This is a genomic window from Olleya sp. UBA1516 (assembly GCF_002323495.1).
Lineage (GTDB): Bacteria > Bacteroidota > Bacteroidia > Flavobacteriales > Flavobacteriaceae > Olleya.
Map to the genome: position 1 here is coordinate 164,051 of NZ_DCQO01000009.1, position 15,947 is coordinate 179,997.

13 protein-coding genes are annotated in these 15,947 nt (G+C 31.5%); 6 read left to right on the forward strand and 7 right to left on the reverse strand.

Annotated elements, in window-relative coordinates; genetic code table 11:
- Positions 1-121: 121 nt before the first annotated feature.
- The 4 genes from B2989_RS04870 to prfB all read right to left on the reverse strand — a co-directional run bounded on the left by B2989_RS04870 (position 122) and on the right by prfB (position 4,501).
- On the reverse strand, positions 122-2,542 hold the full coding sequence (locus B2989_RS04870) for a TonB-dependent receptor domain-containing protein (RefSeq protein WP_292944997.1): 2,421 nt from the start codon (positions 2,540-2,542) through the stop codon (positions 122-124).
- Between the two features lie 86 nt (positions 2,543-2,628).
- The gene (locus B2989_RS04875) at positions 2,629-3,006 is read right to left on the reverse strand and encodes an arsenate reductase family protein (protein ID WP_145001818.1); all 378 of its coding nucleotides are present in this window, start codon (positions 3,004-3,006) and stop codon (positions 2,629-2,631) included.
- Positions 3,007-3,046: 40 nt separating this feature from the next.
- Entirely contained in the window at positions 3,047-3,388 is a 342-nt protein-coding gene (arsC, locus tag B2989_RS04880; protein ID WP_292945002.1) for an arsenate reductase (glutaredoxin), read from the reverse strand.
- A gap of 2 nt (positions 3,389-3,390) precedes the next feature.
- Positions 3,391-4,501, reverse strand: a protein-coding gene (gene prfB, locus B2989_RS04885) for a peptide chain release factor 2 (protein WP_145001816.1) whose coding sequence is annotated in 2 segments (ribosomal slippage) — positions 3,391-4,437 and positions 4,439-4,501 — 1,110 coding nt in all. Because the reading frame shifts where the segments join, the coding sequence is not laid out codon by codon here.
- A 100-nt stretch (positions 4,502-4,601) separates the two neighbouring features.
- Between prfB and B2989_RS04890 the strand changes: the two genes are divergently transcribed.
- Together B2989_RS04890 and B2989_RS04895 are read left to right on the forward strand one after the other, a co-directional pair.
- Complete coding sequence (locus B2989_RS04890) at positions 4,602-5,621, forward strand: threonine aldolase family protein (RefSeq protein ID WP_292945005.1); 1,020 nt, start codon at positions 4,602-4,604, stop codon at positions 5,619-5,621.
- A gap of 209 nt (positions 5,622-5,830) precedes the next feature.
- Positions 5,831-8,062: an OmpA family protein gene (locus B2989_RS04895; protein WP_292945008.1), complete on the forward strand. Its 2,232-nt coding sequence runs from the start codon at positions 5,831-5,833 to the stop codon at positions 8,060-8,062.
- A 75-nt stretch (positions 8,063-8,137) separates the two neighbouring features.
- Here B2989_RS04895 and B2989_RS04900 read toward each other — a convergent pair whose 3' ends face one another.
- A complete protein-coding gene (locus B2989_RS04900; protein ID WP_292945011.1) occupies positions 8,138-8,452 on the reverse strand; it encodes a YbaB/EbfC family nucleoid-associated protein in 315 nt (104 codons plus the stop codon).
- A 136-nt stretch (positions 8,453-8,588) separates the two neighbouring features.
- On the opposite strand from B2989_RS04900, the gene B2989_RS04905 reads away from it, so the two are divergent.
- The 3 genes from B2989_RS04905 to B2989_RS04915 all read left to right on the forward strand — a co-directional run bounded on the left by B2989_RS04905 (position 8,589) and on the right by B2989_RS04915 (position 13,215).
- The gene (locus tag B2989_RS04905) at positions 8,589-10,658 is read left to right on the forward strand and encodes a S9 family peptidase (protein ID WP_414692210.1); all 2,070 of its coding nucleotides are present in this window, start codon (positions 8,589-8,591) and stop codon (positions 10,656-10,658) included.
- A 72-nt stretch (positions 10,659-10,730) separates the two neighbouring features.
- Positions 10,731-11,771, forward strand: coding sequence for a PLP-dependent cysteine synthase family protein (locus B2989_RS04910; protein WP_292945014.1), 1,041 nt, complete (start codon positions 10,731-10,733; stop codon positions 11,769-11,771).
- A 184-nt stretch (positions 11,772-11,955) separates the two neighbouring features.
- Positions 11,956-13,215: an aminotransferase class I/II-fold pyridoxal phosphate-dependent enzyme gene (locus B2989_RS04915; RefSeq protein WP_145001811.1), complete on the forward strand. Its 1,260-nt coding sequence runs from the start codon at positions 11,956-11,958 to the stop codon at positions 13,213-13,215.
- A 164-nt stretch (positions 13,216-13,379) separates the two neighbouring features.
- On the opposite strand, the gene B2989_RS04920 is transcribed toward B2989_RS04915, so the two are convergent.
- Positions 13,380-14,498 carry a GTP cyclohydrolase gene (locus B2989_RS04920; protein ID WP_292945019.1) on the reverse strand — a complete coding sequence of 373 codons (1,119 nt, stop codon included), beginning with the start codon at positions 14,496-14,498 and terminating at the stop codon, positions 13,380-13,382.
- A 15-nt stretch (positions 14,499-14,513) separates the two neighbouring features.
- Complete coding sequence (locus B2989_RS04925; protein WP_292945022.1) at positions 14,514-15,575, reverse strand: transporter; 1,062 nt, start codon at positions 15,573-15,575, stop codon at positions 14,514-14,516.
- A 119-nt stretch (positions 15,576-15,694) separates the two neighbouring features.
- Between B2989_RS04925 and B2989_RS04930 the strand changes: the two genes are divergently transcribed.
- Complete coding sequence (locus B2989_RS04930) at positions 15,695-15,946, forward strand: DUF4834 family protein (RefSeq protein WP_292945025.1); 252 nt, start codon at positions 15,695-15,697, stop codon at positions 15,944-15,946.
- Position 15,947 lies beyond the last annotated feature (1 nt).

A 15,947-nucleotide genomic window follows, 5' to 3' on the forward strand; every position in this document is an offset into this window, starting at 1 on the left:
AAATTCTAACGAATTTCCCTTTTTTGTTTTTACAATCTATTTTAGATACTAATTACTCAATCAAAAAAAATGTTGCTAATAATTATTAGCAACATTTTTATTTTTGTAAAAGTATTATATACTATCCTTCAAAATCATCGTCTCCACCATAGCTTCCACGTTCTACACGTTTTTTCTTCTGGTTAAATCTGTATGTAAAGGCTAAGTTAAAACTACGCTCTCTCCATTGGTACTCGCTGTAAGCATCAAAAGTTGGAGTAGTAGTGTTTTGTTGGCGTTTTCTACTATTAAATAAATCATTAACGTTAAAGGCTATAGAAGCACTATCTCCAAATAAATCTTTACTAAAAGCCATAGTTGTTGTAAATATACCTTCAGATTTAGTTTGGGCATCTTCACTTGGGCCTCTATAATTTAAGTTAGTTTGCCAATCAATTTCTCCTGGTAATGTATATTTATTATTGATACGTGCAAACCAGCTGTTGTTTGTGTTGTCTAAAGATAATCCGTTTGGAGTTGTTCCTTTTGTGTCGTTTTGAAAAAAGTTGAAGTTACCATTAACTCTCCAATTTCTAGATGGGTTGTAGGTTAGTGTAAACTCAAAACCATATCTGTCTTCTGTTGCTAAATTAATAGGTGTACGTTGTATGATTGGTAACGATTCTCCATTTACTATAGCAGTATCTCCTGTATCAAAACTTACAAAATTAAATACGTCTGTAGCGTGTGCATAATATAATGACGAGTTAAATGTAAATTTTCCAAAACGTTTTAAGTAACCTAAGTCAAATTGACCAGAGTAACTTGGGTTTAAACCAGGATTACCTTGAAAATAATTAGTTACACTTGATCTAGAAGGAAAAGGATTTAAGAAAAATCCACGAGGACGTCTTAAACGTCTTGCGTAACCTAAAGTTAAATTTTCTCTATCACTAAACTCGTAATTAAGATTAACGGTAGGGAATAATCCTGTAAAGTTTCTTTTGTTGTAATCTCCTGTTGTAGGTTGATCAATAGTTAACTGTGTATTTTCTAAACGAAGACCTAATAAAAATGAAAATTTATTAATTTTAGTACCATATTGTGTGTATACAGCATTAAGATATTCTTTAAAGTTTAAAAGGTTAGTAAGATCTGTACTTAATTCAAATTGATTAGTATCTGTATCTAATAACTCTACTTGAAAGTCTGTAGATGTGGTGTTAAAATTACCTCTATAACCTGCTTCAAATTGGCTATTTTCACCCATAGGTAAAACGTAATCTGTTTGCAGTAAAATTTGTTGTTGATCTTCTAGAGTTGCAACACGTTCTGATATTACGTTATCTACTTGTACTAATGAGTTTTCGTTTTCTGAGCTATCTTCATATTGAAAATCAAAAGTTAAAACGTGTCCACTATCGCTATAATTTTTTTGAAAATTTAAAGCGTATTGTATTGTTTTGTCTTCTTCAAACTCTGGATCTAATCTAACGGTTGTAGACAGCAAGTTTCGGTTTATGTCAAATTGTTCTAATAGGTTGGTCGTGCTGTTTTCATCATCACTATCTCTGTACAAAACAGATGTTGTTAATGAAGCAGAATCGTTAACATACCATTCTACACCAAAATTAGTAGTAAGTCCTTTTCTAATACGATCAAAAGTATTTGTTTCGTCTAAAAAATTTCCAGATGATTTGTATTGTGTAGATGTAAACGAGTTTCCTGGAGCTTCTCTATAGCTGTAACCAGTAGTATTAAAGATATTAATATCTCCAGTTCTGTAATTTATGTTTCCATTAATTCCTGCTGAAGGATTGTAACCAACATTAGTGGTGATGGCACCATTTAAACCTTCTAACTTACTTCTTTTTAAGATGATATTAAGTATACCTGCTGTTCCTTCGGATTCATATCTAGCAGAAGGCGAAGTAATAACTTCAACTTTTTCAATAGATTCGGCTGGTAATTGTCTTAATGCATCGGTAGAATTTAATCCAACTAATCCTGATGGTTTACCGTTAATAAGGATACGTACGTTATCATTTCCGCGTAAAGCAACATTACCTTCAACATCAACAGATACTGATGGTACGTTGTCTAAAACGTCACTTACAGTTCCACCACGTACAGTTAAATCTTTTCCTACGTTGTATATTTTTTTATCCAGTCTAATTTCAACAGTTGTCTTTTCAGCAATAATTTCAATTTCATCTAAAGCTTCAGCATCAATGGATAAGTATTGCGTTTTAAAGGTTTGATTATCTGTTATGGATTTGTTTGGTAATACTTCGGTTTTAAAACCAATATACTCAAAACTAACATTGTAGGTTCCTGATTTAATTTCGATTGAATAATTACCAGATGCATCAGTAATACCTCCAGAAAGATCTGCTGGATTAGTTGTGTTTTTAAATACTACTGTGGCATACTCTAAAGGTGCATTGGTATCTTTTTCAAGTATTTTTCCTTTAATAGTTACCATTTTTTGATCATTATTTTGTGCCAACGCAAGATTCAGGCATAAAATTAATACGCAAAATGAAATAATTTTTTTAGTCATAAGTTTGGTTTTCTTAGTATGACCGCAAAAATACCGATAGGTTTAAGTAGGTTTGGTTAAAGGTTTGTTAAATAAAAAACGAGTAATTATAGTGTTGCTTTTTGCTGCGGAATGATATCAAAAATACGTTTTGCAGGTTTGCCTATTACAGCTTTTTCGCCATTTATGACTATTGGTCTTTCAATAAGGTCTTGATACTCAATCATTATATCTATTAAGCTGTCATCATTAAACAAGTGACCATCATCTTCTAAATGTTTAAAGTTTTCTACCCAAATTTTACTTTCTTTTCTAATAAGCTCTTCAGGTTTAATGTTAAGTATGTTAATTATTTTAACAAGTTTAATTTTATCTAATGGCTTATCTTGATATTTTATGACCTCGTGATCGTGTTTATGTGTTTCAAGTATTTTTAAGCAAGCGTTTGAGTCTGAAGACTCAGGATTGTGATATATTACTATCATTGGTTTAAGGGAAATTTTGGTTGCTATTAATAATTTTATACTATAAAATGCTTGAGATTAACTCTGTTGGTCGACCTATAACAGCTTTGTCGTTATTAGTAACTATTGGTCTTTCAATTAATTTAGGGTTATTAATTAAAGCCTCTATTACTTGTTGATCTGTTAAGGTTTTGTTTTTGTAGTTTTCTTTCCAAATAGCTTCGTTTTTTCTAACTAAATCTATTGGTTTTATTTTTAGAAGTGATAAGATTTCCTTTAATTCTTTTTCTGTTAAAGGGGTTTCCAGGTACTTAATAACTTCAAATTTTTTATTAGAATCTTCTAATAATTGTAATCCTTGTCTAGATTTACTACATCTTGGATTATGATAAATTTTAATCATTTTTAAAGGTTTTCGTTATCTACTTCTTGTTGTCCCATCATCATTAAATAGGCTTTTAAAAAGGGCTCGATGTTACCATCTAAAACAGCGTCAACATTACCTGTTTCGTGACCACTTCTAACATCTTTTATTAATTTGTAAGGATGTAACACGTAATTTCGGATTTGACTTCCCCATTCAATTTTCATTTTACCAGCTTCAATATCTTCGCGTTGTGCTAATTGTTTTTGCAATTCAATTTCATATAATTGCGATTTTAGCATTTGCATAGCTCTAGACCTATTATCGTGTTGTGATCTAGTCTCTGAGCAAGAAATTTGTATACCAGAGGGTTTGTGCGTTAATTGTACTTTGGTTTCAACTTTATTAACGTTTTGTCCACCTGCACCACTTGATCTTGCAGTTGTAATTTCTATATCTGCTGGATTTATTTCAATTTCAATAGTATCATCCACTAAAGGATATACATAAACTGAAGCAAAACTAGTATGTCGTTTTGCATTACTATCAAAAGGAGATATGCGCACCAATCTGTGCACTCCATTTTCACCTTTTAACCATCCAAATGCATGGTCTCCTTCAATCTCAAGGGTTACTGTTTTTATTCCTGCAACATCACCTTCTTGAAAATTTAGTTCTTTTACTTTAAAACCATTTTTTTCGGCATACATTAAATACATACGCATTAACATATTAGCCCAATCGCAACTTTCTGTTCCTCCAGCTCCAGCTGTAATTTGTAATACAGCACTTAGACTGTCACCTTCTTCAGATAACATGTTTCTAAATTCTAAATCTTCAATTAAAGTTAGTGCTTTGGTATAGCGATCTTCTACATCTGCCAATGTAGCTTCGTTTTCTTTAAAAAATTCAAAAATAACTTCTAAATCTTCAATTAAAACTTTTGATTGGTTGTAATCATTGATCCACTTTTTCTTTTCTCGGATGGATTTCATTACCAATTCTGCACTTTTAGAATCGTTCCAAAAACTGGGATCAAAAGTTTGCTCTTCTTCATTTTGAAGCGCAATTAGCTTAGCATCAATGTCAAAGATATTGCCTTAACGATGTCAGGCGAGTATTAAGATCTTTTATATTCTCTAAAGTGATCATATATTAATTTTGGTTTACAACAAAAATAGAATTATTACTAACATTTAAAAATATTTGCCAACAATTTTTAATAGTTTTATACTGTAATAAAATATTTAATATGACTATAGATTTAAGAAGCGATACAGTAACTAAACCTAGTCCAGAAATGTTGGAAGCAATGTTATCTGCACAAGTAGGAGATGATGTATATAAGGAAGATGAAACCATAAATGCTCTTGAGGATAAAATTGCTAAGTTATTTGGCAAGTCTCATGCCTTATTTTTTCCTAGTGGTACTATGGCTAATCAAACAGCTATCAAATTACATACTAATCCAGGCGACCAAGTTATTTGCGATAAGTATGCACATATTTATAATTATGAAGGTGGAGGAGCCTCTTTTAATAGTGGTGTATCTTGTAATTTGTTAGATGGTACACAAGGAATGTTTACTGCAAAACAAGTGATTGAAGCCATTAATCCACCCGATTTTTACCATAGTCCGTTAACAACTTTAGTTGAAATTGAAAATACAACCAATAAAGGAGGTGGAGCGTGTTGGGATTTTAATGAAATATTAAAGATAAAACAAGTCTGTAAGGATCATAATTTAGGTTTTCATCTTGATGGAGCAAGGCTTTGGAATGCCTTAGTTGCTAAAAACGAAACGACTTTACAATATGGAGAAGCATTTGATACTATTTCGGTTTGTTTAAGTAAAGGATTAGGGTGTCCAATAGGATCTGTTTTAGTTGGAGATGAAACTATAATGAGCAATGCAATTAGAATTAGAAAAATTTTAGGTGGTGGAATGAGACAAGGTGGTTTTTTAGCTGCAGCAGGATTATATGCTTTAGAAAATAATATTGAAAGATTAGCTGAAGACCATAAAAAAGCAATTGAATTAGAAGTTGCATTAACCAAATCTTCATTTGTTAAAAAGGTAGAACCTGTTGAAACAAACATTGTAATTTTTGAGCTTAATGATAAATATTCAGAAAAAATATTTTTGGAAGCACTTTCTGACAAAAACATTAAGATAATTGGAATGGGAAGCAATAAGTTAAGATTGGTAACGCATTTGAATTATGATGATAATCAGCACGATAGAGTGTTAGAAGTGATAAGTAAATTGTAAAATTTATTTTTTAGTAATTTTTTTGATTTAATATATGTTAAAAAACAATTGTTGTTTAACGCTTTTATTTACTCTTTGGCGAATTTTAACTAAATTTTAAGAATTAAAAGTAATAATAGTTTGATATGTATTTTTTTTGCTTGAAATTAGTGAACAGTCGTTATTAGTTCGGCTATATATTTATCAAATAACCATTTAAATTATTAAAAATGAAAAAAGTATTACTAACATTTTTATCTTTTGTAGTCTGCACCATTGCATTCGCACAAGATTTACCAACAAATCCTGAACCAGGAAAATGTTACAAACGTTGTGTGACTCCAGATGTATGGGTTAACCAAGATGTAACAGTGCAAGTTGCTCCTGCGTACAAGAAGCTAAAAGTTGTTCCTGCTCAATACAGAACAGAGAATGAGGAGTTTGTTGTACAGTCTGCAGGACAAGAATTATCTGTAGTACCTGCACAATACGAAACTCAATCTTTTGAAGTAGTGACGCAAGAAGCTTCTCAGAGATTAGAGAAAGTTGCTGGATCTACAGATACTACTACAGAAGAGATGATGACTCAACCAGGTTATCAAGAATTATCAGTAGTACCTGCAAAATATGCTACAGAAAATTTTCAAATCGTATCTAATGATGCTGCACAATCTTTATCAGTTATTCCAGCTAAGCTAGGATCTGAAAGTTTTGAAGTTGTTGTTCAAGAAGCTAGTCAACGTTTAGAAGTTGTACCAGCTCAATACGAAACAAGAACAGAAACAGTAGTAGTACAAGCTGCTTACACTAAGTTAGAAACTGTACCAGCACAATACGAAACAAGAACAGAAACTGTTGTTGTAAATTCTGGAGGTCAACGTTTAGAAGTTGTTCCTGCTAAATGGACAACTGAAAATGTTGAAGTTGTTGTACAACCTGCATCTTCTAGAGTAGAGATAGTTCCTGCTCAATATGGATCTGAAAGTTTTGAAGTTGTAGTACAAAATGCTAGCCAACGTTTAGAAGTTATACCTGCAAAATGGGGAACTGAAACATTGTCTTATAAGAAACAACAATTTGGTTCTACTTTATCTGTAGTACCTGCTAAGTTTACTTCTGGTTACCAAACTATCGAAGTTAAGCCTGCAACTGCTAAATGGGGAATGAGTGATACTCCAGCTGTTGATTGTCAATCAAACGATCCTAACGATTGTAGATACTGGTGTTATAAAAATATTCCAGCTCAAAACATTACAGTTAACACTACAGAGTTAGCTAATGATGCTCAAGTTATTACTAAGCCAGGATGTGATCAAGGTGAGAACAATGCTGAAGATTGTGGTATGGGTACTTACACTAGACGTGTAGTTCAAACGCCTGCAACAACAAGAGTTATTGATATTCCTGCTGTAACTAAAACAGTTAAAAAGACTGTAATGACAACACCTCCTACAACAAGAGTTATCGATATTCCTGCTATTACTAAAACAATCAAAAAAACAGTTTTAGTATCTCCAGCAACAACAAGAGTTATTGATATTCCTGCTGTAACTAAAGAAGTTAAGAGAACTGTAATGGTAACTCCTCCAACTTCAAAAGTTATTACTATTCCTGCTGTAACTAATGAAGTTAAGAGAACAGTAATGGTAACACCTCCAACAACAAGAGTTATTGAAATTCCTGCTGTAACTAAAACAATGAAACGTACTGTGGTTTTAGAACCAGCTACAACAAGAGTAACAGCTATTCCAGAGGTTACTGCTACTATGAAGCGTACAGTAATGGCTACACCTCCTACAACAAGAGCGACTGATGTACCATCAAAAATGACTACAATCAGAAAAACTGTTATAACTCCAGAATCTACAAGAGTTGTTGATATTCCTTCAACGTCTACTACAATGAAGCGTACAGTAATGGTAACACCTCCAACAACAAGAGTTATTGAAGTGCCTCAAAAAACTGCTACGTACAAGAAAACGGTTTTAGCTAGCGATGCTAGAGTAGAAGAAGTAACTGTTCCTGCGGTTAACAAAACTGTAACTAAAGAAGTACTACAAACTAAAGGTGGATTAACATCTTGGGCTGAAGTAGATTGTAAGTTAGTAGCTTATAACGATCTTAATGTAAACTGGGAATTAGGTTCTGCTACTTTAACAGCAGCTTCAAAAAGAGAAATCGATGCTAAATTATTACCAGTTTTACAAAATGGTGTATCAGTAGAGATTGCTTCTCATACAGATTCAAGAGGTTCTAAAGAGTCTAACAGATCTTTATCAGAAAGAAGAGCTCAAGCTGTAACTAACTACTTAATCTCTAAAGGAATAAATTCTTCAAGAATTGTATCTAATGGATTTGGTGAAACTAGATTAACTAACAGATGTTCTGATGGTGTATCTTGTACAGAAAGAGAGCATTTAGCAAACAGACGTACTCAATTTAGAGTTATCGATGCTGAATAATATTTAGTAAATACTTTTCATAAATAAAAAAAAGGAAGCCAATTTGGCTTCCTTTTTTACTTTGTATAAAATAATTTATTTAAACATATCCATTCCTGGAATGTTAGGCATTCCGTCTTTAGCGACAGCAGCAACTTCAGCTTCATTTACATTAGTAGCTTTAGTAATAGCTTTATTAAGTACTAAAATTAAATAATCTTCCAATTGCTCTTTATCTTCTAATAAAGCATCATCAATTGTAATAGATTTAATTTCGCGATTGGCAGTCAATGTTACTTTAAGTAAATCATCTGTACTTTTTTCGTCAATTAAAACGGTATCCATCCTTTTTTTTGTAGCCTCTACTTTTTCTTGGGTTTCTTTTAATTTACCCATTAAATCTCCAAACATTTTATTTGATTTTAAAGTTAATCCTGCAAATTTATTAATTAAAAGTAAATATTAAGTGCAATTAAATATCAATAAAGTATAATTCAAACTAATTTTAAGTTTTACATTTGTGCTCTTCAGAAAAATAAGATTTAAAATGATGAAAGTTAGCACTAACGTTTCTGCACCTATTGCAAAAAAAATAGAAAAAAAACTTAGTATACATAATGATGTTAGAGTAGATAATTACTTTTGGTTAAACCAAAGAGAGGACCAAGAGGTTTTAGATTATCTAAATGCTGAAAATACTTATACTGAATCTGTTTTAAAACATACAGAAACTTTTCAAAAGTCTTTATTTGAAGAGATGAAGTCACGAGTTAAGGAAGATGACCAAAGTGTACCTTACAAATTAAATGGGTATTGGTATATAACTAGATACGAAATTGGAAAGGATTACCCAATTTACACTAGAAAAAAAGATAATCTTGACGCTGAAGAAGAAATTCTTTTTGATTGTAATAAAATGGCTAAAGGTTATAGCTATTTTAAACTAGGTGGTATATCAATAAGTCCAGATAATACATTAGTAAGCTATTCTATTGATACTGTTAGTAGACGACAATACACATTGTTTATTAAAAACTTAGTTACAAATGAAGTTTTTGAGGATAAAATAGAAAATACCACAGGAAGTTCGACTTGGGCTAATGATAACAAAACACTTTTTTATTCCAAAAAAGACGAAGTTACTTTACGATCGGATAAAATATATAAGCATAAACTAGGTCAAAATAGTGTTGAAGATACTATCGTTTTTCATGAAGAGGATGATACCTTTAATACATTTGTGTATAAAACCAAATCTAAAAAGTATTTAGTAATTGGTAGTTCAAGTACGCAAACTACAGAATATAGGTTTTTAGATGCCAATACACCTGATGGTGAATTTAAAATTTTTCAAAAGCGCGAAAGAAACCTTGAATATTCAATAGCGCACTATCAAGATAATTTTTACATCATTACAAATAAGGATGAAGCAACCAATTTTAAACTTCAAAAAGTAGCCGAAACCAATACAGATAAGGCTAATTGGGAAGATGTTATTCCGCATCGTAAAGATGTTTTGCTAGAAGATATAGAGATTTTTAAAGACTATTTAATTGTAAACGAACGAGAAAATGGTTTAAATCAGTTAAGAATTATTAGTTGGGATGGTAAAGAAGACTATTATTTAGATTTTGAAAGTGAAACATACACAGCAGATATAGGGAATAATCCAGATTTTGATAGCAACTATTTAAGATACTCTTTTAATTCTTTAACAACACCAAGCTCTATAATCGATTATGATTTAAAGACTAAAACAAAAACGGTAAAAAAAGAGCAGCAAGTATTAGATGATTCATTTAATAAAGAAAATTATATATCACAAAGGATTTGGGCAACAGCTAAAGATGGCGTAAAAATACCAATGTCTGTAGTGTATAAAAAAGGAACAAAACTTGACGGAAATAGTCCGTTGTTACAATATGCATATGGCTCATATGGAGCAACAATAGACCCTTATTTCTCTTCAATACGACTTAGCTTGTTAGATAGAGGTTTTATCTATGTAATTGCTCATATTAGAGGTAGCGAGTATTTAGGACGTCCTTGGTACGAAGACGGAAAACTAAAATCCAAATTAAATACATTTACAGATTTTATAGATTGTTCTAAATTTTTAATTGAAAACAAATATACCTCTAGTCAACACCTTTATGCAATGGGTGGAAGTGCAGGAGGATTATTAATGGGAGCAATAATTAATATGAATCCAGAATTATACAATGGTGTTATCGCTGCAGTACCTTTTGTAGATGTTGTAACGACTATGTTAGATGATAGTATACCACTAACTACAGGAGAATATGACGAATGGGGAAATCCAAATGAAGAGGATTATTACAATTACATGAAGTCATATTCACCATATGATAATGTGACACCTCAAGCATATCCAAATATGTTAGTCACTACAGGTTTACACGATTCGCAAGTGCAATATTGGGAACCTGCAAAATGGGTAGCTAAATTAAGAGACTGTAAATTAGATAAAAATATTTTACTACTTAAAACAGACATGGATGCAGGACATGGTGGAGCTTCTGGACGTTTTGAAGCATTAAAAGAAGTCGCTTTAGAATATGTATTTTTATTCGAATTGGAAGGAATCAATAAATAATCAAAAAAAATGCTTATTTTTGCGAGGTTTTGAGTTTCAAAACTCAAAATAAGTAGCTTTTAAATAGCATTTATGGAACAAAACAAACAAGTTTTTGATAGTGTATTAGACCTAATAGGTAATACACCAATGATAAAACTAAAAAAAATTACTTCAGGTTTTAAAGGGAATTATCTAGCAAAAGTTGAAGCCTTTAATCCAGGTCATTCATCAAAAGATAGAATCGCTTTATACATTTTAGAGCAAGCAGAAAAGCAAGGTATACTTAAACCAGGAGATACAATAATTGAAACTACATCAGGTAATACAGGATTTAGTATTGCAATGGTTAGTGTAATTAAAGGTTATGATTGCATCTTGGCAGTTAGTTCAAAATCTTCAGCAGATAAGATTGACATGTTAAAAAACATGGGAGCTAAAGTATATGTTTGTCCTGCAAACGTTAGTGCAGATGATCCAAGAAGTTATTATCAAGTAGCAAAACGATTACACGAAGAAATCAAAGGATCTGTTTATATTAATCAATACTTTAATCAACTAAATATTGATGCACATTACAATTCTACTGGACCAGAAATATGGAACCAAACAGAAGGTAAAATAACGCATTTAGTTGCATGTAGTGGTACAGGAGGGACAATTTCTGGAATAGCTAAGTATTTAAAAGAGCAAAATCCAAACATTAAGGTTATAGGTGTTGATGCTTATGGTTCGGTATTAAAAAAATATCACGAAACTAGAGAGTTTGACGATAAAGAAATTTATCCATACAGAATTGAAGGTTTAGGAAAAAATTTAATTCCTACTGCTACAGATTTTGATACAATAGATGAGTTTATTAAGGTCACAGATGAAGAAAGCGCACATACTGCTAGAGAGTTAGCACAAACCGAAGGGTTGTTTGTAGGCTACACATCTGGTGCTGCAATGCAAGCCTTAAAACAACTTAATGAATCTAACACTTTTAAGGATACAGATAATGTTGTTGTTATTTTTCCTGACCATGGCTCTAGATACATGAGTAAGATTTACAGTGACAAATGGATGAGTGATCAAGGCTTTTTTGATAGTAAAAATGAAGAGGCTGCGCAAAGCATTCAATATATTAAGTAAATAATTAAATAATAGACAGATTAGTTAATCTTAGTTGTATTAAGATTAACTTTTTTTGTTAATAATACATAGGTTATTTGTTATGCACGTATAATAAAAATGCATAATTTTGTAGCATCTAACTAAATTTTAATAGCTTAAGCTAATATATCTAACAATAGTAGCTTAAAAATCGCGTTTTACAATGAAAGATTTATTTGAAAAAATATACAAAGATAAAGGACCACTAGGTAAATGGGCTGCACAAGCAGAAGGTTACTTTGTGTTTCCTAAATTGGAAGGTGAAATTTCTAATCGTATGAAATTTCAAGGAAAAGATGTAATTACATGGAGTATCAATGACTACTTAGGTCTTGCTAACCATCCTGAAGTCCGTAAGGTTGATGCAGAAGCTGCAGCACAATATGGATCTGCTTATCCAATGGGAGCACGTATGATGTCTGGTCACACAGATTTACATGAGCAACTACAAAACGAGCTTGCTGAGTTTGTACATAAAGAAGCAGCTTACTTATTAAACTTTGGTTACCAAGGTATGGTGTCTACCGTAGACGCCTTAGTTGGTAAAGATGATATTATTGTGTATGATGTGGATGCACATGCTTGTATAATTGATGGTGTAAGATTACACCACGGAAAACGATTTACTTATAAGCATAACGATATTGAAAGTTTAGAGAAAAACTTAGGTCGTGCTACTAAAATGGCAGAACAAACTGGAGGAGGAATCTTAGTGATCTCTGAAGGTGTATTTGGTATGAGAGGTGAGCAAGGACGCTTAAAAGAAATTGTTGCTTTAAAGAAAAAATATAACTTTAGACTGTTTGTAGATGATGCACATGGTTTTGGTACCTTAGGTAAAACTGGTGCTGGAGCAGGAGAAGAGCAAGGTGTACAAGATGATATTGATGTGTATTTTGCAACTTTTGCTAAGTCTTTAGCTAGTACAGGTGCATTTATTGCTGCTGATCAAGAAATTATTGATTATCTAAAATATAATTTACGTTCGCAAATGTTTGCTAAATCATTGCAAATGCAATTGGTTGTAGGTGCATTAAAGCGTTTAGATATGTTACGCACAATGCCTGAGTTAAAAGAAAACTTATGGAAAATTGTAGATGCGTTACAATCTGGACTTAAAGACAGAGGTTTTGATATTGGTACAACACAAAGTTGTGTGACTCCAGTGTATTTAAATGGAAGTATTCCAGAAGCTATGGCTTTAGTTAGAGATTTAAGAGAAAACTATGGTATTTTCTGCTCTATTGTTGTGTATCCAGTAATTCCAAAAGGATTAATACTTTTACGTATGATTCCTACTGCAACTCATACATTACAAGATGTGACTGAAACTTTAGATGCTTTTGATGCTATTAGAGAACGTTTAGAAAACGGTACTTACAAGCGTATGTCTGCTGCTTTAATGAAAGCAATGGGAGAGTAACAAAAATAAAATTTAGTTAAAAATCCGATTCATTTGAATCGGATTTTTTTTGTTTTAATAATTAAATGTATCATTATATAATTCATCTTTGATTAAATATAGTTATTTCTTAAAATAATTATTTAAAAAAAGAGCTTATCTATTAATAGTAAGCTCTTGATGATTTATAATTCTTTTTTAAAAGTACAACGTCTTATATATACCTCTGGATCAAAGTGTTTCCAAATTTTATGTATAGCTTCATTATCCTCTAATTCAGGTGTTCTATAACAGGTTTGTATTCCTCTTTCAGTAAACGTGTTGTAATATTCGTTAAAAATAACAGCATGTACACCTTTATTTTGATAATCAGGATGTACACCTATTAAGTAAAACATAACGTCTTTGCTTTCTTTTTTAGCTTTTAATAATTTTAAAAATCCAAATGGTAATAATTTACCTTTCATTTGTTGCAATGCATCCGCAAATCTAGGCATAACTACAGCAAATGCTACCAATTTGTTGTCTTTGTCAATAACAAATTTGATATATTCTGGATTAATAAAACTTATAAACTTCTTTTTAAAATATTCTTTTTGAATATCTGTAATCGCAACAAATGAAGATAGTGAGGCGTAGCTTTCATTAAATAAATCAAACATTTGATCTGCATAAGGCATGACTTCGGATGTTTTTTTTAAGTCTAAAGCTTTAAGCTGATAGCGTCTTTTTATTAATTCTTGTGCTTTGTAGAAAAATTCAGGTTTTACGTTTTTAAAAGGAAAACGACTTTCAGAATATTTTTTCTCAACAGAAAAACCATGTGACTGATAATGGTTGACATAGTAGGCGTGATTATACCAAGTAATCATGTTACCTATCGCATCAAATCCTTCTGTAACAACTCCAACTTTATCTAAGTTAGAAAAACCTACAGGACCTTCCGTATAGTGTAGCTTATTTGCATGACCAATAGTGTAAACCTCTTGTAAAAGCGCCTTACTAACATCTAGATCGTCAATAAAATCAAACCAACCAAAACGCATTTTTTTTATGTTTTGGTCTTTTACTTCTAGCCAATTTATAATTGCAGCGATACGACCAACTACTTTATTGTCTTTATAGGCTAAAAACAGTGTTGCTTCGGCATCATTAAAAATAGGGTTTTTCTTTGCATCAAATGTTGCTAATTCTTGACTAATAATAGGTGGAACCCAATATTTAGAGTCTTTGTATATTTCAAAAGGAAATTTAACAAACGCTTTATAATCTGCTTTTGATACTACTTTTTTGGTTGTAATCATATAAAAAAGAAAGGGTTAGTTTTCGTCATCAAAATTAATCTCTTGAGTTTCTTTTTTTCGTTTACCTGAATCTTCTGGTGTGTCAGAATCATTATCTTTTTTATTCTTATTTTTCTTTCTATTCGCTTTTCTTTCGTATTCTTCAAGTACATCAGTACCATTATCTATATCAGCTTCAGGATCTTTATGGAAATCTAAACGATAAGATGCGCCAAAGTTAAAGCTAAAAACCGAAGGTGTGTCCTTTGTATTAAAAGTAATTGCAGTATCTAACTGAAAATCCTTACTCCATAAATATGCTCCACCAAATCTAAATAAATTGTCTGCATAATAATCACTTTTTATGCCTTGAGTTTCTCCAAATAAAACCCATTGGTCAGTAATGGATTTGGTTAAAGTAACTATGTATTGAAAATCTGAAAAATCTGACCCAATCCTGTCCTTGGCAAAATTCATAACTAAAACCCAACCACTATTAAAGTTGTTTTGTGTTGCAACCATCACTTTAGGTGTAAAACCTCCTTCGTAATTTGGACTTGAAAACGGATTGCTATAAGGCACATAAATATTATCTTTAGCATCATAGTTTACACCAGCATATACAGCTACAGCAGGAATTAAATTACTCCATTTAAATTTTTTGTTAGCATGATAGCTATAAATATTAGGTTTCTCCTCACCACGTTTTTTATATGGATCATACACTAAGTATTTTGCACCTAATGTTAAATATTTAAAATTTGCACGATCAGTTTCTATTGGAAATAAGGTAGATCGATTATCTGTAAATGTATCGTTTTGGTAAGTACCTTCTATATTTAATTCTAGTTCTTCCCAAACTAAACCATAACGCGCTGCAAAGTCAATACCAAAACCTGAAGCTTCATTTTTTAATGGTGTGTGCTCTTCTTTAAGCATGTAAGGTCCAACCTCAAGCTGAGCCACATTTTTTCCGACTGCAAAAGCACTTCTAGATACACCTGGTCTGTTAGAGTTGATTACTTCAGTATATTGCGCATTAGCAGTAAAACTTGCTAATAAGAGTATATACGTTACAATTAATTTTGGGTTAAGCATATATTTTTGTTTAAAGTCAAATATAAGATTTTATATTTTTTTTAAGTATTTAAAACTCAATTTAAAACTCAAGAATTGTATTTTTGTTAAAGTATTGATAATTTAACTTTTATTTCAACATGGCTTTATTAAGAACCATACTTATAATAGCATTAATTTACTACGGATTAAAAATCTTATCTCGTTTGTTTGCACCTGCATTATTTAAATATGCAGCTAAAAAAGCAACCGAGCGTTTTGGAGGTGCGTTTAACCAACAAAGACAAGAGCCAACTCAAAAAGAAGGCGAGATAACTATAGATAAAATGCCTAATAATAAATCTTCAAATAAAAATGTAGGAGAGTATGTAGATTACGAAGAAATTGAGTAAT

Bases quoted from the DNA above. Each gene is read 5' to 3' on its own strand.
- B2989_RS04870 (WP_292944997.1), bottom strand. From the start codon at position 2,542: ATGACTAAAAAAATTATTTCATTTTGCGTATTAATTTTATGCCTGAAT.
- B2989_RS04875 (WP_145001818.1), bottom strand. From the start codon at position 3,006: ATGATAGTAATATATCACAATCCTGAGTCTTCAGACTCAAACGCTTGC.
- arsC (WP_292945002.1), bottom strand. From the start codon at position 3,388: ATGATTAAAATTTATCATAATCCAAGATGTAGTAAATCTAGACAAGGA.
- B2989_RS04890 (WP_292945005.1), top strand. From the start codon at position 4,602: ATGACTATAGATTTAAGAAGCGATACAGTAACTAAACCTAGTCCAGAA.
- B2989_RS04895 (WP_292945008.1), top strand. From the start codon at position 5,831: ATGAAAAAAGTATTACTAACATTTTTATCTTTTGTAGTCTGCACCATT.
- B2989_RS04900 (WP_292945011.1), bottom strand. From the start codon at position 8,452: ATGTTTGGAGATTTAATGGGTAAATTAAAAGAAACCCAAGAAAAAGTA.
- B2989_RS04905 (WP_414692210.1), top strand. From the start codon at position 8,589: ATGATGAAAGTTAGCACTAACGTTTCTGCACCTATTGCAAAAAAAATA.
- B2989_RS04910 (WP_292945014.1), top strand. From the start codon at position 10,731: ATGGAACAAAACAAACAAGTTTTTGATAGTGTATTAGACCTAATAGGT.
- B2989_RS04915 (WP_145001811.1), top strand. From the start codon at position 11,956: ATGAAAGATTTATTTGAAAAAATATACAAAGATAAAGGACCACTAGGT.
- B2989_RS04920 (WP_292945019.1), bottom strand. From the start codon at position 14,498: ATGATTACAACCAAAAAAGTAGTATCAAAAGCAGATTATAAAGCGTTT.
- B2989_RS04925 (WP_292945022.1), bottom strand. From the start codon at position 15,575: ATGCTTAACCCAAAATTAATTGTAACGTATATACTCTTATTAGCAAGT.
- B2989_RS04930 (WP_292945025.1), top strand. From the start codon at position 15,695: ATGGCTTTATTAAGAACCATACTTATAATAGCATTAATTTACTACGGA.